Source organism: Mesorhizobium sp. Ca11, assembly GCF_020165275.1.
Taxonomy (GTDB): Bacteria; Pseudomonadota; Alphaproteobacteria; order Rhizobiales; family Rhizobiaceae; genus Mesorhizobium.
Map to the genome: position 1 here is coordinate 152,618 of NZ_JAIUHU010000004.1, position 18,294 is coordinate 170,911.

Below are 18,294 nucleotides of genomic sequence, written 5' to 3' on the forward strand. Positions count from 1 at the left end.
GCAGACTTTTTGGAGCCAATCATGCGGCTGGAAACCGCGCGCGGCGAAAGTCTTGCGACGGCGCGCTTATGGACGAAGCACGTTGCGGGATCAAGAGGCGCGGACGAGCTGGCATGGGCATCGGTATGTTGACATTTGCCGGGCATAGGCTACATATTTCTAACTACATGAAGGAATGTAGCCATGACCATCAACATCAACAATAAGGAAGCCGACAGGTTGACGCGCGCTTTCGCCAAAGCTGAAGGGGTCGGCATCACCGAGGCAATCGTGATCGCCATGCGCGAAGCCTTGGAGCGGCGCCGCAATCGCGAGACGCCGCTGGAAACGGCGGCACGACTGCGAGCCGAGTTTGGAATCAAGCTTAGCGAACAAGCGCGCAAACCGCTGCCGCAGTCCGTTTATGATGAACTTTCCGGCGACGACTGATGTTTGTCGACGCCGCAGCCATCGTCGCAATCCTAAGCAACGAGACGGAAGCCGAGCGATGCGCGCAGGCCGTCATGAAGGCATCGGCACCGTTCACGTCGGCGATAGCCGTTTGGGAGGCAGCGATGGCGCTCGCGCGACCAGAAAAGCTGGCGATTCCGGTCGCCAGAAGCGCGGAGATTGTAGACCGCTTTCTGGAAGAGCGGGCAATTGCCTTGCACGAGCTTCCGCCTGCATCCGAGGCAACATCCCTATCCGTCGAGGCCGCTGCGCGGTTTCGCAACAATGCTATCCGCCTAAATATGGCGGACTGCTTCCACTACGCTTGCGCCCGATACTACGCCGTTCCGATACTTTCTACGGCCAACGAATTCCGACTCACGGATCTGGAGACTGTTCCCTGACGGGCGGTAGCGCCTTGGGTGAACGACGCTTCACATTCCGCCGGAGCATCCCGAAATCGGCGCCGCCGGTGCCGAAGGCGGCGATGAAGTAGAGCGCGGCGCCTCCGGCGACCAGCCCAAGCACCGTCGTCGCCTTCACCACGAGCGGCGAGCCAGGCCCAATCTGCGCGGCAAAGTGGCGCTCCGCGAAGTAAAGCGCCAGGGCCATGATCACGGCGGAAAGCACCAGCCGGGGAATGCGTCGCAAGAGCGGCATGTCGCGGCCCCAATGCCCGCGCCTGATCAGCATGGCGAGCAGCATCAGCGCGTTGACCCAGCCGGCGACTGCCGAGGCGACCGCAATGCCCGGCGCGCCCATCGACGGGAACAGGCTCAGCGCCGTCGCGACGTTGACGCCGACCGAGATGGCGGCAAAAATCATCGGCGTGCGCGTGTCCTCGCGGGCGAAATAGCCGGGCGTGAACGCCTTGATCAAAACGAAGGCGGGCAGGCCGAGGCCGAAGATCGCCAGAATCGAGGCGACGATCGGCGTCGAGTGGTTGGCGGCGAAGGCGCCGCGCTCATAGACCAGCCGCACGATCGGCTCAGACATCACCCAGAGCGCCGCGGCGGCGGGCAGCGTCATGAACAAGGTGAATTCGACCGAGCGGTTCTGCAAATTGGCCGCCTCGACCAAATTGCCCGACTTCAGCGCCCGCGACAGTTCCGGCAACAGCACGATGGCGACGGCCACGCCTACGACGCCGAGCGGCAGCTGATAGATTCGGTCGGCATAGGCGAGCGACGACACTGCGCTGTTCTGCGCCGAGGCGATCGCCGTGCCGATCAGCTGGTTGATCTGCGTGATGCCGCCGGTGATCGCCGCCGGCAGTGCCAGGATCAGCAGCCGCTTGACGTTGGGCGTCATCTTCGGCCGGCGGAAGCCGATCGAGATGCCGGCATTGCGCACCGCGATCCAGACGATGGCGAGTTGCACGATGCCTGCCGCCAGCACGCCCCAGGACAGGCCGAAGCCGACATCATGCGCGTCCAGCCCATGATACCAGGCATAGGCGAGCACGCCGATCAGGATGATGTTGAGGAAGGCCGGCGCGATCGCCGCCGCGAAATAGCGGCGCAGCGAGTTCAGCATCCCGGCCATCATGGCGCCGAGCGACATGCATATGAGATACGGGAACATGATTGTCGCAAGCCGGACGGTCGTCTCGAACTTGCCTGGAATGTCGGCAAAGCCCGGCGCCACCAGGTAACGCACGATCAGCGGCATCGCCAGTTCCATCGCGATGGTCAGCGCCAGAAGCGCGGAGAACAGCACGCCGAACACTTCCTCCGAGAAGCGCTTGGCGCCGTCGGTGCCATGCTGCTCGATCTCCTTGGCGAACAGCGGCACGAAAGCGGCGTTGAAGGCGCCCTCGGCGAACAGCCGGCGGAAGGTGTTGGGAAACTGGAAGGCGGCGTTGAAGGCGTCGGCGACCGGTCCGGTGCCGAGCGCCGCCGCCATCAGCATCTCGCGGCCGAAGCCCAGCCCACGGCTCATCAGCGTGCCGGAGGCGACGGTGGCGAATTTCTTGACTAGACTCATGCTGGGAACGACTGCCAGAAAAATTGCGTCAAATGGATGTCACTCGGCCGCCGCCTTGGCCTTGCCGTTACGTTCGGACGAATTGCCTTCAAGCGTATCGATCAGCCGCTTGTGGATGGTGGCGGTGCGCGTCGGGCTGTCGATCTTCTGTCCGGTCAGGTCGGTGACGTAGAACGTGTCGATGACCTTCTCGCCGAACGTCGTGATATGCGCCGAGGCGATGTCGAGCGAAAGGTCGGAGAGCGTCCCGGTGATCTCGGACAGCAGGCCCGGCCGGTCCAGCCCCTCGACCTCGATCACCGAAAAACGGTTCGACAGCGTGTTGCGGATTTCGGCGCGCGGCGGAATCCGGAACGCCTTGGCGCCGCGCTTCGGCTTGGTGCGCTTCTCGATCATCTCGGGCAGCCAGCTCTTGCCCGAAAGCACGTCCTCGATCAGCCGGCCGACGCGCTCGGCGCGGCGGCGCTCGTCCTCGTCGCGGTCGAACTCCCTGGAGATCAGTATGGAATCCAGCGCGCGGCCGTCCGAGGTGGTGAAGATCTGCGCGTCGACGATGTTGCCGCCGGCCGCGGCGCAAGCTCCGGCAATGATCGAAAGCAGGCGCGGATGGTCCGGCGCCAGCACGGTGATCTCCGTCACCGCCTCGAACTCATGCGTCTTGACCATGGTGGCAAGCTTCTTGCCGGCCGCATCCGCCTCGCGGATGAATTCGGCATGGCGAAGCTGGTCGGCAAGGTCAACCGCCAGAAGGTAATTCTCGTAGTGCTGCGCGACATAGCGCTTGCGCTCCTTCGCCGGCCAGGCAGACAGTGCCTCGGCCAGCCGCTCGCGCGCCGCGGCCGTGCGCTCGGCGCGCGAGACTTCCGAAAAGCCGCCCGTCAGGAGCAGTTCGGTCTCATAATAGAGCGTGCGCAGCAACTGCCCCTTCCAGCCGTTCCACACGCCCGGCCCGACGCCCCTGATATCGCAGACGGTGAGGATCAAAAGCAGCTTCAGCCGCTCGGCCGATTGCACGATCGAAGCAAAATCCTCGATCGTCTTGCGGTCGTTGAGGTCGCGCGTCTGCGCTGTCATCGACATCACAAGATGGTTCTCGACAAGCCAGGCGACGGTCTCGGTGTCGGCGGCCGACAGCCCCATATGCGGGCAGATGCGCCGCGCGATCCTGGCGCCGGCTTCCGAATGGTCTTCGGGCCGGCCCTTGGCGATGTCGTGCAGCAGCACCGCGACATAGAGCGCCTCACGGCTCTTTCTCAGGCCAGGCATCAGCGTGTGCGACAGCGGATGCACCTTCGCGCCGTCGCCGCGCTCGATCTCGGCCAGCACGCCGATGCAGCGGATCAGATGCTCGTCCACCGTATAGTGGTGGTACATCGAGAACTGCATCATGGCGACGATCTTGCCGAAGTCCGGGATCAGTCTGCCGAGCAGCCCCGCCTCGTTCATGCGCCTGAGATTGAGCTCGGCATTGCGGTCCGATGTCAGGATGTCGAGGAACAGCCGGTTGGCCTCCTCGTCGCGCCGGAGCGACTTGTTGACGAGCCCGAGCGAGCGGGTGAGCAGCTTCAGCGCATCGGGGTGGAATTCCAATCCGTGCTTGTCGGCGAACCAGAACAGCCTCAGCAGGTTGACCGGGTCGCGCTCGAACACGCTGTCGTCGGCGATGTTGATGCGGTGGTTGTCGACGATGAAGTCGGAGGTGCCGGCAAGCTTGCGCTTGCGCCGCTGGAAGGTGAGGAAGATGCGGTTGAAGCCCGGCACATGCTTGGCCTGCTCTTCCTCGAGCGCCGCACAGAAGATGCGGGTGAGGTCGCCGACGTCCTTGGCGACGAGGAAATAGTGCTTCATGAAGCGCTCGACCGCCGACAGGCCGGGATGCGTCGTATAGCCCAGCCGCTCGGCGATCTCGCGCTGGATGTCGAAATGCAGCCGCTCTTCCGCCTTGCCGGTGAGGAAATGCATGTGGCAGCGCACCGCCCAGAGAAAATCCTCGGCCTTCTGGAATTCGCGATATTCGGCCTCGGTGAAGACGCCCTTCTCGACCAGTTCCTCGCCGGTGCGCACGCGGTAGAAATATTTGCCGATCCAAAACAGCGTCTGCAGGTCGCGCAGGCCGCCCTTGCCGTCCTTGACATTGGGCTCGACCAGATAGCGGCTTTCGCCGGCCTTGGCGTGGCGCTCGTCGCGCTCGGCGAGCTTGGCCTGCACATATTCCGGCCCGGTCGTGCGCACCACTTCATGGTCGAAGCGGGTGAGCAGTTCTTCATAGAGCTTCTGTTCGCCCCACAGGAAGCGCGCCTCGAGGATCGACGTGCGGATGGTGATGTCGCCGCGCGACAGCCTGAGGCACTCGTCGATGTTGCGGGTGGCGTGGCCGACCTTCAGCCCCATGTCCCACAGCATATAGAGCATGTATTCGACGATCTGCTCGCCCCATGGGGTCTGCTTGTAGGGCAGCAGGAAAAGCAGGTCGATGTCGGAACCCGGCGCCAGCGTGCCGCGGCCGTAGCCGCCGACGGCAACGACCGCCATGCGCTCGGCCGCGGACCGGTTCTTGACCCGATAGACATGGGTGGCGGCGAAATCATAGAGCGCCCGGATCAGTTCATCCATCAGATGCGACAGCCGCTCGGCGCAGGCATTGCCGCCGCCGTCCTGCTTGAGCATGGTCTCGGCGATCTTTCGCCCTTCGGCCATCCTGGCCTTGAGCAGTTGGAGGACGGCCGTGCGGGCAGCCGGTCCTGAACCGTCGCCGGCGCTCGCCGCCGTCAACGCGGTCAAGTCGCGGCGCAACGCATCGCCATCGATGATTTCGTCGAGTTTCAGGGAGATCTTTGCCATTCGGCGGCGTCTATAGCCTGTTTTCGCGGCGCTGTGTATGGGGCAGGCGGCCGCGATTGCCATCGCGCAGAAGCGTAATCCGCAATCGCCCGGCCGATTTTCGCAAAAGTCGAAACCGGCTCTTGACCTTCCAGTTACTGGAAGGACTACCTCCGCCTCAATTCGAGAATTCCGAGGTATTGCTGATGACCCATTCCGACCACCACCATCATGCGCATGGCGGCTGCTGCTCTGCGAAGAATGTCGCACCCGACACCGAAGCGGTGATTCGCGACCCTGTCTGCGGCATGACGGTCGATCCGGCGGCCGGCAAGCCGACGGCCGAGCATGGCGGCCGCACCTTTCATTTCTGCAGCGAGCGCTGCCGCACGAAATTCCAGGCCGAGCCCGAGGGCTATTTGACGGCCACGGACCCCGTCTGCGGCATGAGCGTCGACCGCGCGTGCGCGAAGCACTTCGTTCGCCATGAAGGGCAGGGCTTCTATTTCTGCTCCCCCGGTTGCAAGGCCAAATTCGAGGCGGAGCCGGCAAAATACCTCGCCGGCCGGCCGGAGCCCCAGCCGATGCCCAAGGGCACGCAATACACCTGCCCGATGCATCCCGAGATCATCCGCGACAAGCCCGGCTCCTGTCCGATCTGCGGCATGGCGCTGGAGCCGATGGGCGTGCCGACAGGCGAGGAAGGCCCGAATCCCGAGCTCGTCGATTTCACCCGCCGGTTCTGGGTCAGCGCGGTGCTCTCCGTGCCGCTCCTGATCATTGCCATGGCGCCGATGCTGGGCTTCAGCTTCGAAACCCTCATCGACGGTCGCGCGAAGACCTGGGTGGAACTGGCGCTGGCGAGCCCGGTGGTGCTGTGGGCGGCGTTTCCGTTCTTCCATCGCGGCTGGGAATCGATCCTCAACCGTAGCCCGAATATGTGGACTCTGATCTCGCTGGGTGTCGGGGCCGCCTACCTCTACAGCGTGATCGCCGCCCTGTTCCCGGACATCTTCCCGCATCAGTTCCGCGGTCATGACGGCGCCGTCCCGGTCTATTTCGAGGCCGCCGCCGTCATCGTCGCGCTGGTCTTTCTCGGCCAGGTGCTGGAACTCAAGGCCCGCGAGCGCACCGGCTCGGCCATCCGCGCCCTGCTCGACCTTGCCCCGAAGACAGCGCGGCTGATCGGCGCCGACGGCTCCGAGAAGGACGTACCGCTCGACAGCGTCAAGTCGGGCGACCGCTTGCGCATCCGTCCCGGCGATGCCGTGCCGGTCGACGGCATCGTGCTCGAGGGTCGGTCGGCGATCGATGAATCGATGATCACCGGCGAACCGCTGCCGGTCGAGAAGACGGAAGGCGACATGCTCACCGGCGGCACGCTGAACAAGAACGGCTCGCTGGTCATGCGCGCCGAGAAGGTCGGCGCCGAGACCACGCTGTCGCGCATTGTCGAGCTGGTCGCCAAGGCGCAGCGCTCGCGGGCGCCGATCCAGGGTCTCGCCGACCGCGTGTCCTTCTATTTCGTCCCGGCCGTCGTGCTGGTGGCGATCCTGGCCTTCATCGCCTGGGCGCTCGTCGGCCCCGAACCGAGCCTGATCTTCGCCATCGTCTCGGCGGTGTCGGTGCTGATCATCGCCTGTCCCTGCGCGCTCGGCCTCGCCACCCCGATGTCGATCATGACGGCGACCGGGCGCGGCGCGCATGCCGGCGTGCTGATCAAGGAAGCGGCGGCATTGGAACGTTTCGCCTCGGTCGACACGCTGATCGTCGACAAGACCGGCACGCTGACCGAGGGCAAGCCGCGGCTTACCGATGTCGTTGCCGCCGACGGCATCGACGAGAACGAGCTGCTGGGACTCGCGGCCGCGCTGGAAAAGGGCTCCGAGCATCCGCTGGCCGAGGCGATCGTCGAGGGCGCCGCCGCGCGCGGCCTGAAGCTGGCCGACGCGGTCGATTTCGAAGCCATCACCGGCAAGGGCGTTTCGGGCACGGTTTCGGGCAGGAAGGTCGCGCTCGGCAATGCGGCCATGATGACTGATCTCGGCGTCGAAACGCCGGCGGCCGATGCCGAGGCGCTGCAGGCCGACGGCAAGACGGCCATGTTCGTGGCCGTCGGCGGCAGGTTCGCCGGCATCGTCGCTGTCGCCGATCCGGTAAAGACTACGACGGCCGAGGCGATCAAGGCGCTGCATGAGAAGGGGCTGCGCATCATCATGGCGACAGGCGACAACGAGCGCACGGCACGAGCGATCGCCGGCAGGCTCGACATCGACGAGGTCCGCGCCGGGTTGCTGCCGGATGAGAAGGGCGCGCTGGTCGAGGAACTGCGTGCCAAGGGCGCCGGCGTCGCCATGGCCGGCGACGGTGTCAACGACGCGCCGGCGCTGGCCGGCGCCGATGTCGGCATCGCCATGGGCACCGGCGCCGATGTCGCGGTCGAAAGCGCCGGCATCACGCTGGTCAAGGGCGACCTCAACGGCATCGTCAGGGCACGCACTCTCGCCCAGGCGACGATCCGCAACATCCGCCAGAACCTGTTCTTTGCCTTCCTCTACAACGTGCTCGGCGTGCCGGTCGCGGCCGGCGTGCTTTATCCGCTTACCGGCACGCTGCTGTCGCCGATGCTGGCGGCGGCGGCGATGAGCCTGTCATCGGTCTCCGTAATCGGCAACGCGCTGCGGCTGAGAACGTTGAAACTCTGAGCAAGACCCCCAGATACGCAATCCAACAGAAGGAGACTTGAATGACCCTGGCCAAGAAAATCGTGCTGCTTTTGATGGCGGCCGGAATGCTGCTCGCCGTGTTCCTCGAAAGCGTGCCGGCCTCGTCGGAGGAGATGAAGCACGACATGTCCAAGATGGCGATGGGCGCCCAGAGCCCGGCCACCGTCGGCTACGAGAAAGCGATGAAGAAGATGCATAAGGACATGACGATCAAATACACCGGCAATGCCGATGTCGATTTCGTCCGCAGCATGATCCCGCATCATCAGGGCGCCATCGACATGGCCAAGGTGGTGATAGCCAACGGCAAGGACCCGGAGATACGCAAGCTCGCTGAAGGCGTCGTCACGGCACAGGAAGCCGAGATCAAGCAGATGCAGGACTGGCTCGCTAAGCATTCGGCGAAATAGTCACTGCGGGAAATCCGGGCGGCCAGCCGGCGTCGGTCTGGATTCCAGCTGTGGCTGTGCTGCGATCCAGCCTTACGCGGAGAAGGCCATGCCCTCGTTGATCAGAACCTTGAAGCTGCCGTCGGGCGAAACCGTCCCGGTGCTGGGCCAAGGCACCTGGAAGATGGGTGAGGATCGACGGCGCCACGCCGATGAGGTCGCGGCGCTGAGGCTGGGGCTGGACCTCGGCATGACGCTGATCGACACGGCCGAAATGTATGCCGATGGCGGCGCCGAGGAGGTGGTGGCGCAAGCCATCGCCGGGCGCCGCGACGAGACCTTCCTGGTCTCCAAAGTGCTGCCCTCCAACGCCTCGCGCGCCGGCGTGAAACGGGCCTGCGAGAGCAGCCTGCAGCGCCTCGCCACCGACCGCATCGATCTCTATCTGCTGCATTGGCCGGGCAGTGTGCCGCTTTCCGAAACCGTGCAGGCGTTCGAGGCGCTAAAAACGGAGGGCAAGATCCGCCACTGGGGCGTCAGCAATTTCGACACGGACGAGATGGAGAATCTAGTCAGTCTGCCGTCCGGCGGCAATGTCCAGACTAACCAGGTGCTTTACAACCTGTCGCGGCGCGGGCTCGAATTCGACCTTGCGCCGTGGAGCCGGCAGCGCCGCATACCGCTGATGGCCTATTCGCCGGTGGAGCAGGGCGCGCTGGCCCGCAATGCGCGGCTCGAGGCGGTCGCCGCCCGACACAACGCCACGGCGGCGCAGATCGCACTTGCCTGGATAATGATGCAGGACGGCGTCATCGCAATCCCGAAGGCCGGCCGCCAGGAGCATGTCCGCCAGAACGCCGCCGCGCTCGACATCGCTCTGACGGCGGAAGACCTTGCCGAGCTCGATCGCGCTTTCCCGCCGCCGACGCGCAAGCGCGGCCTGGAGATGATTTAGTGGCACTGCCACAGGGATGTTGATCTGCCGGCTCTGTTGTATGGCAGGCGGCATGCGCTGAAGATTGGCCGAAACGCCCATCGCGATCGTCATTCCAGGGCGGAGCAGCCGCGAAGCGGCGTCGCGGAGACCCTGGAATCCATTCCGTGACCTGGGGCGTGGGATGCGGCGAAGCAGAATTCTGCACCCTTGCTACGCCTCGATGTCACGGAATGGATTCTATGGTCTGCGCCGCGTCGCTTCGCTCCTTGCTCCGCCATAGAATGACGAGGTTGCGGCGGCTTCAACCAATCCCCGGCGTTTGCGATGATTTCACGGAAATGAACGGAAAATCTAGCACCAAGACAAACGGCAACCTTTCAAAATCCCTGTCGAGGGAATAACCGAAAACCTCGCGTCGGGATGCGCGTTTGAAAGAGAGCAGGCATTGGAACGAATTTCAGCCGGACCTCATTACGCGACCTATAAAATCGGCGACTTGACGGTCACCTCCCTGCGCGACGGTTACGTCGACATGCCCGTCCGGAGACTGCGCCAGCCGGGAGACAAGCCTTTCGGCGACGATCTGCCGCCGCAGGTGCCGCTCTTCGACGGCGCGCTCCGATTGTCGGTCAATGCCTTTGCCATCGACGACGGCGAAGACATCACGCTGATCGATACCGGATCCTCGAACGCCTGGCGCCCGACGATGGGCTTTCTGCCGCAGGCGCTGAGCGAAGCGAAGATCGCCCTCGATCGGATACACACTGTCGCCTTCACCCACACCCACCTCGACCATATCCAAGGGCTCATCCTTCCGGATGGCGGGAACGGTTTCCCGCAGCTCTCCCGCTTGCTTGTCCCTCGAGCCGAGCTCGACATGTTCCGGTCGGAAGCGAGGTTGAGCCGCTTCCATGACCGAGCGCAGCCTCTGGATCCGGGACAGCACTTGAGTGCGAACATCGAGGCGATCGCCGCGCCGGGTCATGAAATCGGCCATACCTGCTTTCGTGTTGCGAGCCACGGCGAAACATTGCTGGCCTGGGGCGACCTTGTGCACGTGCCGTCGCTTCAGTTCGATCGGCCGGACATCACATGGGAATTCGACGCCGACCAGGAACAGGCGCGGATAACCCGGCTGCAGATATTGGCCCTTGCCGCCGACAATGCCTGGTGCGTTGCAGGAGCGCATCTCGATTCACCGGGCGTCGGCCGGATCTCCCGAACCGAGACAGGCTACCGCTTCGAACCTCTGTAGGAACTGGGGCTAGGTCTTGGCCGACAGCCCGAGCCGCGTGCGCAGCCGGCGCAGCGTACGGGAGAATACCCCGGCATCGTCAGCGGCACGGGCAAGGGTGAGCGCGCCCTGGACGGCGGCGACGGTTTCCTCCGCCAGTTCGACGGCTTCGGTTTTCCCATGCCCAAGTCGCGCCAGTGCATCGGCGAGGTGCGCGACCCAACGGCCGAAATAGTCCCTTATCTGGCTGGCGAAGAGGTCGCGGGATGCCTCCAGTGCGAAGGCGCCGATGAGACAGATCCGGCGCCCGGAGCGGAAGTAGCTGTCCGTCGCCGCGAGCATCTGCTCGATCCCGGCCGACGGATCGCCGCCGTCGCGCAGCGGCGCAAAGACATTGTCCTCGAACCAGCCGTCGATATGGGCAATGACGACCCTCGCCATCTCTTCCTTGCCGCCCGGAAAGAAGTGGTAAAGGCTCCCCTTGCCGAGCCCCGCCGCCTCGCCGATCAGGGCCAGGCTGGCGCCCTCATAGCCGTGCTCGCGGAAAACCTCGGCCACGATCGCCAGCAACTGGTCGTGGTCCGGAGCGATGCGCCGCATGTTTAGTGTTCTTGTTCGAGCATGATCTTTTCCAAAACCGCTACACACTTTTTGGGGTCATGCTCTAAAGCCCGAGTTCCGAAAGGCCGGGATGGTCGTCCGGCCGGCGGCCGAGCGGCCAGTGGTATTTCCGCTCGCGCTCCGTGATCGGCAGGTCGTTGATGCTCGCCACGCGCCGGCGCATCAGCCCGGCCTCGTCGAATTCCCAGTTCTCGTTGCCGTAGGAGCGGAACCAGTGGCCGCTGTCGTCGCGCCATTCATAGGCGAAGCGCACCGCGATGCGGTTTTCATTCCAGGTCCAGACCTCCTTGATCAGGCGATAATCCAACTCGCGCGCCCATTTGCGCTTGAGGAAATCGACGATCTCGCCGCGACCCGAGATGAACTCGGCCCGGTTGCGCCATCTGCTGTCCTCGGTATAGGCGAGCGAGACCCGTTCCGGGTCGCGGCTGTTCCAGGCATCCTCGGCGAGGCGCGCCTTTTGCGCCGCTGTCTCGGCCGTGAAGGGCGGCAATGGCGGACGGCTCATGAAATCTCCTGTCGGTTCCAATCGTCGATAACCGACATTGTACCGACCGGTACAATCAGTCAAGGCCACGCCTGGTTCTACTGCTTCGTTGCCAGCCCCTTCAGCCGGTAGAGCGCCTCCAGCGCCTCGCGCGGCGTCATCTCGTCCGGATTGATCGCGCCGAGCGCTTCGCCCAGCGCATCGCTTTTGGCGGGTTTCGGCGCTTCGCGTTTCACCGCCACCGAAAACAGCGGCAGATCGTCGACCAGCCGATTGGTCTTGCCCGAGACTTCGCCCTCTTCGAGCTGGTGCAGCACTTCCTTGGCGCGGGCGACGACGGCTTCCGGCAGGCCGGCGAGCCGCGCCACCTGTACGCCGTAGGAGCGGTCGGCCGCGCCCTTGCCGACCTCGTGCAGAAAGACGACGTCGCCTTCCCATTCCTTCACCCGCATGGTGACGTTGTGAAGCCGGGGGAGCTTGCCCGCCAGCGCCGTCATCTCATGGAAATGCGTGGCAAAAATCGCCCGGCAGCGGTTCTTCTCATGCAGATATTCGACCGCCGCCCAGGCGATCGACAGGCCGTCGAAAGTTGCCGTGCCGCGGCCGATCTCGTCGAGGATGACCAGCGCCCGCTCGCCGGCCTGGTTGAGGATCGCCGCCGTCTCGACCATCTCGACCATGAAGGTCGAGCGGCCGCGCGCCAGATCGTCCGAGGCGCCGACGCGCGAGAACAGCCGGTCGACCACGCCGATATGGGCGCTTTGCGCCGGCACGAAGGAACCGGTCTGGGCAAGGATGGCTATCAGCGCGTTCTGCCTGAGGAACGTCGATTTGCCGCCCATATTCGGGCCTGTGAGCAGCCAGATCGCGCCGGCCTTGGCGCCGCCCTGAGGCGACAGGTCGCAATCATTGGCGACGAACGGGCCATCGCCGGAACGCCTGAGCGCCTGCTCGACCACAGGGTGGCGCCCGCCGGCAATTTCGAAGGCGAGGCTCGAATCCACCAGCGGCCGGCACCAGCCCTCGCTTTCGGAAAGCAATGCCAGCGCCGACGAAACATCCAGAGCCGCAAGCGCGTCGGCGCCGGCGCGGATCCGTTCGGCCTCGCCCACCACTTCCGCGGTCAGCCGGTCGAAAGCGGCGAGCTCGATGCTTAGCGCCCGGTCGGCGGCGTTGGCGATCTTCGATTCCAGCTCCGCCAGCTCGGTCGTGGTGAAGCGCATGGCGTTGGCCATCGTCTGGCGATGAATGAAGCGCGCCTTGGCGGCATCGCTGCCGGTCATGATCGAATGGTGATTGGCCGTCACCTCGATGTAATAGCCGAGCACATTGTTGTGCCGGATCTTCAGCGAGCGGATGCCGGTCTCTTCGATCAGCGAGCGCTCCAGCCCGGCGATCACCTTTCGCGATTCGTCGCGCAGCGCCCGCATCTCGTCGAGCTCGGCATTGTAGCTCGACCGCACGAAGCTGCCGTCGCGCTTGATCAGCGGCAGCTCGTCGTCGAGCGCTTCGCTGAGGTGGCGGGCAAGCGCCTCGGGCAAGGCCTTGATCGCGGCCAATGCCGCAGCGAGCTCGGCGGGCAGATCGGCCGCCGCGAACAATTCGGCGATTGCGCCGGCCGCCTCGAAGCCGGCGCGCAGCGCGCCCAGGTCGCGCGGTCCGCCGCGGTTGAGCGCTAGTCTGGACAATGCCCTCGGCATGTCGGCGACGCTTTTGAGGCTCGCCCGCAGGCCCTGACAGAGCCGCATCTCGGAACGGAAGAACGACACCGAATCCAGCCTGGCCCCGATTGCCGTTGGATCGGTCAGCGGCGCCATCAGCCGGTCGGCGAGCAATCGCGCGCCGCCCCCCGTCACAGTGCGGTCGATCGCCTTGAACAGCGAGCCGTCGCGGCTGCCGGACAGCGTACGCAGCAGTTCCAGGTTGGCGCGCGTCGCCGGATCGATGAACAGCGTCGAGCCCTGCTCCTCGCGCTCGGGCCGCGACAGCGGCGGCCGCTCCGCTTTCTGCGTTTTTTCGACATAGGCGATGGCGCCCGAGATCGCCGACAGCTCGGCGCGCGAGAAGGTGCCGAAACTGTCCGGCGTCGCGACCTCGAAGAAGCGCGCGATGCGTCCGGTGGCCGAGGCCGAATCGAACAGCGACGGCGGCTGCGGATTGGCGACGCGGCCCAGCACGTCGAACACGGGCCTGAGCTCCGGATCATGGAAAACCGGCTCGGCGACGATCAGCTCGCGCGGGTCGACGCGGAAGATGTCGGCAAGCAGCCGCTCGGCGCTCGTCTCCGCAACGCGGAAGGCGCCTGTCGAAATGTCGATCCAGGCCAGCGCGAAGCCGGCCTGGCTGGTCGCGCCTCCCTTCACGCGGCCAAGCGCCATCAGGAAGCTCGATTCCGAGGGCGCGAGCAGCTTGTCCTCGGTGATCGTGCCTGGCGTGACCAGCCGCACCACGTCGCGGCGCACCACCGATTTGGAGCCGCGTTTCTTGGCTTCGGCCGGGTCCTCGATCTGCTCGCACACGGCAACGCGAAAGCCTTGCGCGATCAGCTTCTGCAGATAGTCGTCCGCCGCATGCACCGGCACGCCGCACATCGGTATGTCATTGCCCTGGTGCTTGCCCCGCTTGGTCAAGACGATGCCAAGCGCCTGACTCGCCTTCTCCGCGTCGTCGAAGAACAGCTCGTAGAAATCGCCCATGCGGTAGAACAGCAGCGAATCCGGGTTCGCCGCCTTGATCTCGATGAATTGCTCCATCATCGGCGTGACGCCGGCCGTGACAAACGGTGCCGGTGCCGCCGTGGCGTTGTGTTCTTCCGGGGTACGCATATCCATCCCGGCACGCTAGCAGATGTGAGCGGGCGGTTTAATGCCGGCGGTTGCAAAAACGGGGGACGAGTGGGCCGTTGCTGCCATCGGCAGGACGGACGCGTAGGGCGTGTTGCCTCATGCCGGCGGCCGACATATGGATCGTTCGGGATCAGGAGAAGATAGCGGGGCAATGAAGAAGGACGGACACGAGACGTTCGAGGAGATGGTCGGCCCGGTCGGCTCGCCGCTCAGGCGTGTGCGGCTTCTTGCCACCAACCGTGCCAACCGCACCAGAACCAAAATCAAGGCGTGGGTGCGGACACGGTTTCCCTTCATCCTGCCGACACGCGGGCCGCTCTCCGGCCTCGACGGCGGCATCGACATACCCGTCCATATCTTCAGTCGCGATCCGTTGATCCTCTACATACCTGTCGGCGGCCGGCGCCCGCTTTACGCACTCGCTGCCCTCTGCCGCATGGTGTCAGCGCGCGCTACCTTCCTTCTGATGCCGAACTGGACGCTGGAGAGGCCCACCGTCGTCGAGCAGATACGCAAGGATCTCGCGTGGTTCGCCGCGGTCTGCCCCCACCATGACCTGATCTTCCTCTGCAACACAGAGGAAGAGCGCCGTCTGATTGCAGGCGTTGGCGGCACAGCGATCTTCTCCAATCACAATCTGATGATTTCGGAAGACGTCTTCCGGCCGCTGCCGGACGTGCCGGTCGAGTACGATGCCGTCTACAATGGCCGCATCTCGCACACCAAGCGGCACCACCTCGCCTTCGAGATCGAAAGACTGGTCCATGTGACGTCCTCGATCGGCGAATTGCCGCCGGCCGGCGACCGCGCCTTCATCCGCCGGCTGCAGGCGCAATCGCCGCTTCACAGCATCGCCAATCCCCTCGTTGACGGCCTGCCCGGGCGGATGCCGCCTTACGAGGTCAACCGCGTCTACAACCGGGCCGCGGTCGGGCTCTGCCTGTCGGCGGTGGAAGGGGCGATGTATTCCAGCATGGAGTATCTGCTGGCCGGCCTGCCGATCGTCTCGACGCCGAGCATCGGCGGCCGCGACGTCTATTTCGATCCGGACTACTGCGTTATCGCCGAGCCGGAGCCGGCCGCAATCCGCCGCGCGGTCGAGCGACTTCGCGACCGCGCCATCCCGCGCGAGGAGATTCGTGGCCGCACGCTGGAAAGGGTGCGGGCGCAACGGCTGGAACTGATGGCCTATCTCTCGGCGCTTAAGCAGCGCATGGGAAGCAACGATCCGCCTTTCTCCGAATGGCCGTTCGCCGGGACCTCGGGGCTGACGCGCTGGGCCTCGGTACGCGAGCACCTGCGCGAGATTGCCGCGATCTCATCGGGCAAGATTTGACCGCTTGTCTCTGCCAACGGAGGAACAAAATCGCTGGATCGCTTGGCGGTTTACAGCGGCGGCGTGTAGCCTTAAGCGGGTAATTCAAAACAATGCGCCACAAGAGCGCGAAAAGGTGGGAGAAGCGTCAGCGACATGGCCAGGAAAACGGAAAGCAGCGGCCCCTCCGTCAGTCCCGAGGAGGCGCTGGAGTTCCACGCCATGGGACGACCCGGCAAGCTGGAGATCGTCGCCACCAAGCCTATGGCGACGCAACGCGATCTGAGCCTCGCCTATTCGCCGGGCGTCGCCGTTCCCGTGCGCGCCATCGCCGAGGATCCGAGCCGCGCCTTCGACTATACGACGCGCGGCAACATGGTCGCCGTCATCTCCAACGGCACCGCCATCCTCGGCCTCGGCAATCTCGGCGCGCTGGCCTCGAAGCCGGTGATGGAAGGCAAGGCGGTGCTGTTCAAGCGCTTCGCCGATGTGGATTCGATCGACCTCGAAGTGGCGACTGAGGACGCCGACGAGTTCATCAATTGCGTGCGCTTCCTCGGGCCTTCCTTCGGCGGCATCAATCTCGAGGATATCAAGGCGCCCGAGTGCTTCATCATCGAGCAGCGGCTGCGCGAGCTGATGGACATTCCCGTCTTCCATGACGATCAGCATGGCACGGCCATCATCTCGGCGGCCGGGCTGATCAACGCGCTGGAGATCACCGGCCGCGACATGAAGACCACAAAAATGGTCTGCAACGGCGCCGGCGCCGCCGGCATCGCCTGCATCGAATTGATGAAGGCGATGGGTTTTTCGCCCGAAAATATCATCCTATGCGACACCAAGGGCGTGGTCTTCCAGGGCCGCACCGAAGGCATGAACCAGTGGAAGTCGGCGCATGCGGTCAAGACCGAGGCGCGCAGCCTGGCCGAAGCGCTGGACGGCGCCGACGTCTTCCTTGGCCTGTCCGCCAAGGGCGCGCTCACCACCGCCATGGTGCAGTCGATGGCCAAGAACCCGATCATCTTCGCCATGGCCAATCCCGATCCGGAGATCACGCCGGAGGAAGTGGCCGAGATCCGCACCGACGCCATCATGGCCACCGGCCGCTCCGACTACCCAAACCAGGTCAACAATGTTCTGGGCTTCCCCTATATCTTCCGCGGCGCGCTGGATGTGCGCGCCACCACCATCAACGACGAGATGAAGATCGCGGCCGCCAGGGGGCTTGCCGAGCTGGCGCGCCAGGACGTGCCGGACGACGTCGCCGCCGCCTATCAGGGCAACCGGCCGAAATTCGGCCCCAACTACATCATTCCGGTGCCATTCGATCCGCGCCTGATCTCGGCGATCCCGCTGGCGGTGGCCAAGGCGGCGATGGAATCCGGCGTCGCCCGCAAGCCGATCCTCGATCTCGACCGCTATGCGCAGGAACTGTCCGCGCGCCGTGACCCGATCGCCTCGACCTTGCAGCGCATCTACGACCGTGTGCGCCGCCAGCCCAAGCGCATCGTCTTTGCCGAGGGCGAGGAGGAGCAGGTGATGCGCGCCGCCGTCTCCTATGTGAACCAGAGGCTCGGCACGGCGATCCTGCTCGGCCGCGACGACGTCATCAAGGACAATGCCCGCAATGCCGGCATCGACCTCAACAAGCCGGGCATCGAGATCATCAACGCCAGGCTGTCGCGCCGCAACGGCATCTACACCGACTATCTCTACGAGCGCATGCAGCGGAAGGGTTTCCTGTTCCGCGACTGCCAGCGGCTGATCAACAACGACCGCAACCATTTCGCCGCCTGCATGGTGGCGCTGGGCGACGCCGACGGCATCGTCACGGGTGTGACCCGCAACTATTCCACCGCGCTCGACGACGTGCGCCGCATCATTGACGCCAAGCCGGGCCACCGCGTCATCGGCGTCTCGATCGTGCTGGCGCGCGGCCGCACCGTGTTGGTCGCCGACACCGCCGTGCACGACATGCCGAACGCCGAGCAGATTGCGGACATCGCCGAGGAGGCGGCCGGTTTTGCCCGCCGCATGGGCTACGAGCCAAGGCTCGCCATGCTCGCCTATTCCACCTTCGGCCATCCGCAGGGCGAACGTTCCGAGCGCGTGCAGGAAGCGGTGCGCATCCTCGACAAGCGCCGCGTCGATTTCGAGTATGACGGTGAGATGGCCGCCGACGTGGCGCTGAACCCGCGCGCCATGGCGCAATATCCGTTCATCCGCTTGACCGGCCCGGCCAATGTGCTGGTGATGCCGGCATTCCACTCGGCCTCGATCTCGACCAAGATGCTGCAGGAACTCGGCGGCTCGACCGTCATCGGCCCGCTGCTGGTCGGCCTCAACAAGCCGGTGCAGATTGTGTCGCTGAATGCCAAAGACAGCGACATCGTCAATATGGCGGCAATTGCAGCTTATACGGCGGGCAACTGACGAAGGCGTTTGCTGACGAGGCGTTTGCCCACATCGCCAAGTTTGGAATTGGAAAAGGCCCGCGGCGA

13 protein-coding genes are annotated in these 18,294 nt (G+C 64.8%); 8 read left to right on the forward strand and 5 right to left on the reverse strand.

Features of this window, described 5'->3' with window-relative positions:
- Nucleotides 1-183: 183 nt before the first annotated feature.
- Both LB538_RS09275 and LB538_RS09280 read left to right on the forward strand, forming a co-directional pair.
- On the forward strand, nucleotides 184-429 hold the full coding sequence (locus LB538_RS09275; protein WP_095766111.1) for a type II toxin-antitoxin system VapB family antitoxin: 246 nt from the start codon (nucleotides 184-186) through the stop codon (nucleotides 427-429).
- Nucleotides 429-833: a type II toxin-antitoxin system VapC family toxin gene (locus tag LB538_RS09280; RefSeq protein WP_095766110.1), complete on the forward strand. Its 405-nt coding sequence runs from the start codon at nucleotides 429-431 to the stop codon at nucleotides 831-833. Before LB538_RS09275 ends, LB538_RS09280 begins: the two co-directional genes overlap by 1 nt.
- On the opposite strand, the gene murJ is transcribed toward LB538_RS09280, so the two are convergent.
- Together murJ and LB538_RS09290 are read right to left on the reverse strand one after the other, a co-directional pair.
- A complete protein-coding gene (murJ, locus tag LB538_RS09285) occupies nucleotides 808-2,415 on the reverse strand; it encodes a murein biosynthesis integral membrane protein MurJ (protein WP_224527013.1) in 1,608 nt (535 codons plus the stop codon). The genes LB538_RS09280 and murJ overlap by 26 nt on opposite strands.
- A gap of 39 nt (nucleotides 2,416-2,454) precedes the next feature.
- Entirely contained in the window at nucleotides 2,455-5,256 is a 2,802-nt protein-coding gene (locus LB538_RS09290; protein WP_224527011.1) for a [protein-PII] uridylyltransferase, read from the reverse strand.
- Between the two features lie 185 nt (nucleotides 5,257-5,441).
- On the opposite strand from LB538_RS09290, the gene LB538_RS09295 reads away from it, so the two are divergent.
- The 4 genes from LB538_RS09295 (at nucleotide 5,442) to LB538_RS09310 (ending at nucleotide 10,542) form a co-directional block, all read left to right on the forward strand.
- Complete coding sequence (locus tag LB538_RS09295; protein ID WP_224527007.1) at nucleotides 5,442-7,940, forward strand: heavy metal translocating P-type ATPase; 2,499 nt, start codon at nucleotides 5,442-5,444, stop codon at nucleotides 7,938-7,940.
- A gap of 41 nt (nucleotides 7,941-7,981) precedes the next feature.
- Complete coding sequence (locus LB538_RS09300; protein ID WP_224527005.1) at nucleotides 7,982-8,371, forward strand: DUF305 domain-containing protein; 390 nt, start codon at nucleotides 7,982-7,984, stop codon at nucleotides 8,369-8,371.
- Nucleotides 8,372-8,459: 88 nt separating this feature from the next.
- Nucleotides 8,460-9,305: an aldo/keto reductase gene (locus LB538_RS09305; RefSeq protein ID WP_224527003.1), complete on the forward strand. Its 846-nt coding sequence runs from the start codon at nucleotides 8,460-8,462 to the stop codon at nucleotides 9,303-9,305.
- 427 nt (nucleotides 9,306-9,732) lie between these two features.
- Complete coding sequence (locus LB538_RS09310; RefSeq protein ID WP_224527000.1) at nucleotides 9,733-10,542, forward strand: MBL fold metallo-hydrolase; 810 nt, start codon at nucleotides 9,733-9,735, stop codon at nucleotides 10,540-10,542.
- A 9-nt stretch (nucleotides 10,543-10,551) separates the two neighbouring features.
- Here the strand turns inward: LB538_RS09310 and LB538_RS09315 are convergent, their stop codons facing one another.
- The 3 genes from LB538_RS09315 to mutS all read right to left on the reverse strand — a co-directional run bounded on the left by LB538_RS09315 (nucleotide 10,552) and on the right by mutS (nucleotide 14,460).
- Nucleotides 10,552-11,121 (reverse strand): TetR/AcrR family transcriptional regulator, encoded by a 570-nt coding sequence (locus tag LB538_RS09315; protein ID WP_224526998.1) that lies wholly within the window; start codon nucleotides 11,119-11,121, stop codon nucleotides 10,552-10,554.
- Between the two features lie 64 nt (nucleotides 11,122-11,185).
- On the reverse strand, nucleotides 11,186-11,650 hold the full coding sequence (locus tag LB538_RS09320; RefSeq protein WP_224526995.1) for a DUF1348 family protein: 465 nt from the start codon (nucleotides 11,648-11,650) through the stop codon (nucleotides 11,186-11,188).
- A 77-nt stretch (nucleotides 11,651-11,727) separates the two neighbouring features.
- On the reverse strand, nucleotides 11,728-14,460 hold the full coding sequence (gene mutS, locus LB538_RS09325; protein WP_224526992.1) for a DNA mismatch repair protein MutS: 2,733 nt from the start codon (nucleotides 14,458-14,460) through the stop codon (nucleotides 11,728-11,730).
- A 166-nt stretch (nucleotides 14,461-14,626) separates the two neighbouring features.
- Here mutS and LB538_RS09330 point away from each other — a divergent pair, with 166 nt between their 5' ends.
- The gene (locus LB538_RS09330; RefSeq protein ID WP_224526990.1) at nucleotides 14,627-15,811 is read left to right on the forward strand and encodes a glycosyltransferase; all 1,185 of its coding nucleotides are present in this window, start codon (nucleotides 14,627-14,629) and stop codon (nucleotides 15,809-15,811) included.
- 135 nt (nucleotides 15,812-15,946) lie between these two features.
- A complete protein-coding gene (locus tag LB538_RS09335; RefSeq protein ID WP_095766100.1) occupies nucleotides 15,947-18,226 on the forward strand; it encodes an NADP-dependent malic enzyme in 2,280 nt (759 codons plus the stop codon).
- Nucleotides 18,227-18,294: the final 68 nt, after the last annotated feature.

Bases quoted from the DNA above. Each gene is read 5' to 3' on its own strand.
- LB538_RS09275 (WP_095766111.1), top strand. From the start codon at position 184: ATGACCATCAACATCAACAATAAGGAAGCCGACAGGTTGACGCGCGCT.
- LB538_RS09280 (WP_095766110.1), top strand. From the start codon at position 429: ATGTTTGTCGACGCCGCAGCCATCGTCGCAATCCTAAGCAACGAGACG.
- murJ (WP_224527013.1), bottom strand. From the start codon at position 2,415: ATGAGTCTAGTCAAGAAATTCGCCACCGTCGCCTCCGGCACGCTGATG.
- LB538_RS09290 (WP_224527011.1), bottom strand. From the start codon at position 5,256: ATGGCAAAGATCTCCCTGAAACTCGACGAAATCATCGATGGCGATGCG.
- LB538_RS09295 (WP_224527007.1), top strand. From the start codon at position 5,442: ATGACCCATTCCGACCACCACCATCATGCGCATGGCGGCTGCTGCTCT.
- LB538_RS09300 (WP_224527005.1), top strand. From the start codon at position 7,982: ATGACCCTGGCCAAGAAAATCGTGCTGCTTTTGATGGCGGCCGGAATG.
- LB538_RS09305 (WP_224527003.1), top strand. From the start codon at position 8,460: ATGCCCTCGTTGATCAGAACCTTGAAGCTGCCGTCGGGCGAAACCGTC.
- LB538_RS09315 (WP_224526998.1), bottom strand. From the start codon at position 11,121: ATGCGGCGCATCGCTCCGGACCACGACCAGTTGCTGGCGATCGTGGCC.
- LB538_RS09320 (WP_224526995.1), bottom strand. From the start codon at position 11,650: ATGAGCCGTCCGCCATTGCCGCCCTTCACGGCCGAGACAGCGGCGCAA.
- mutS (WP_224526992.1), bottom strand. From the start codon at position 14,460: ATGGATATGCGTACCCCGGAAGAACACAACGCCACGGCGGCACCGGCA.
- LB538_RS09330 (WP_224526990.1), top strand. From the start codon at position 14,627: ATGAAGAAGGACGGACACGAGACGTTCGAGGAGATGGTCGGCCCGGTC.
- LB538_RS09335 (WP_095766100.1), top strand. From the start codon at position 15,947: ATGGCCAGGAAAACGGAAAGCAGCGGCCCCTCCGTCAGTCCCGAGGAG.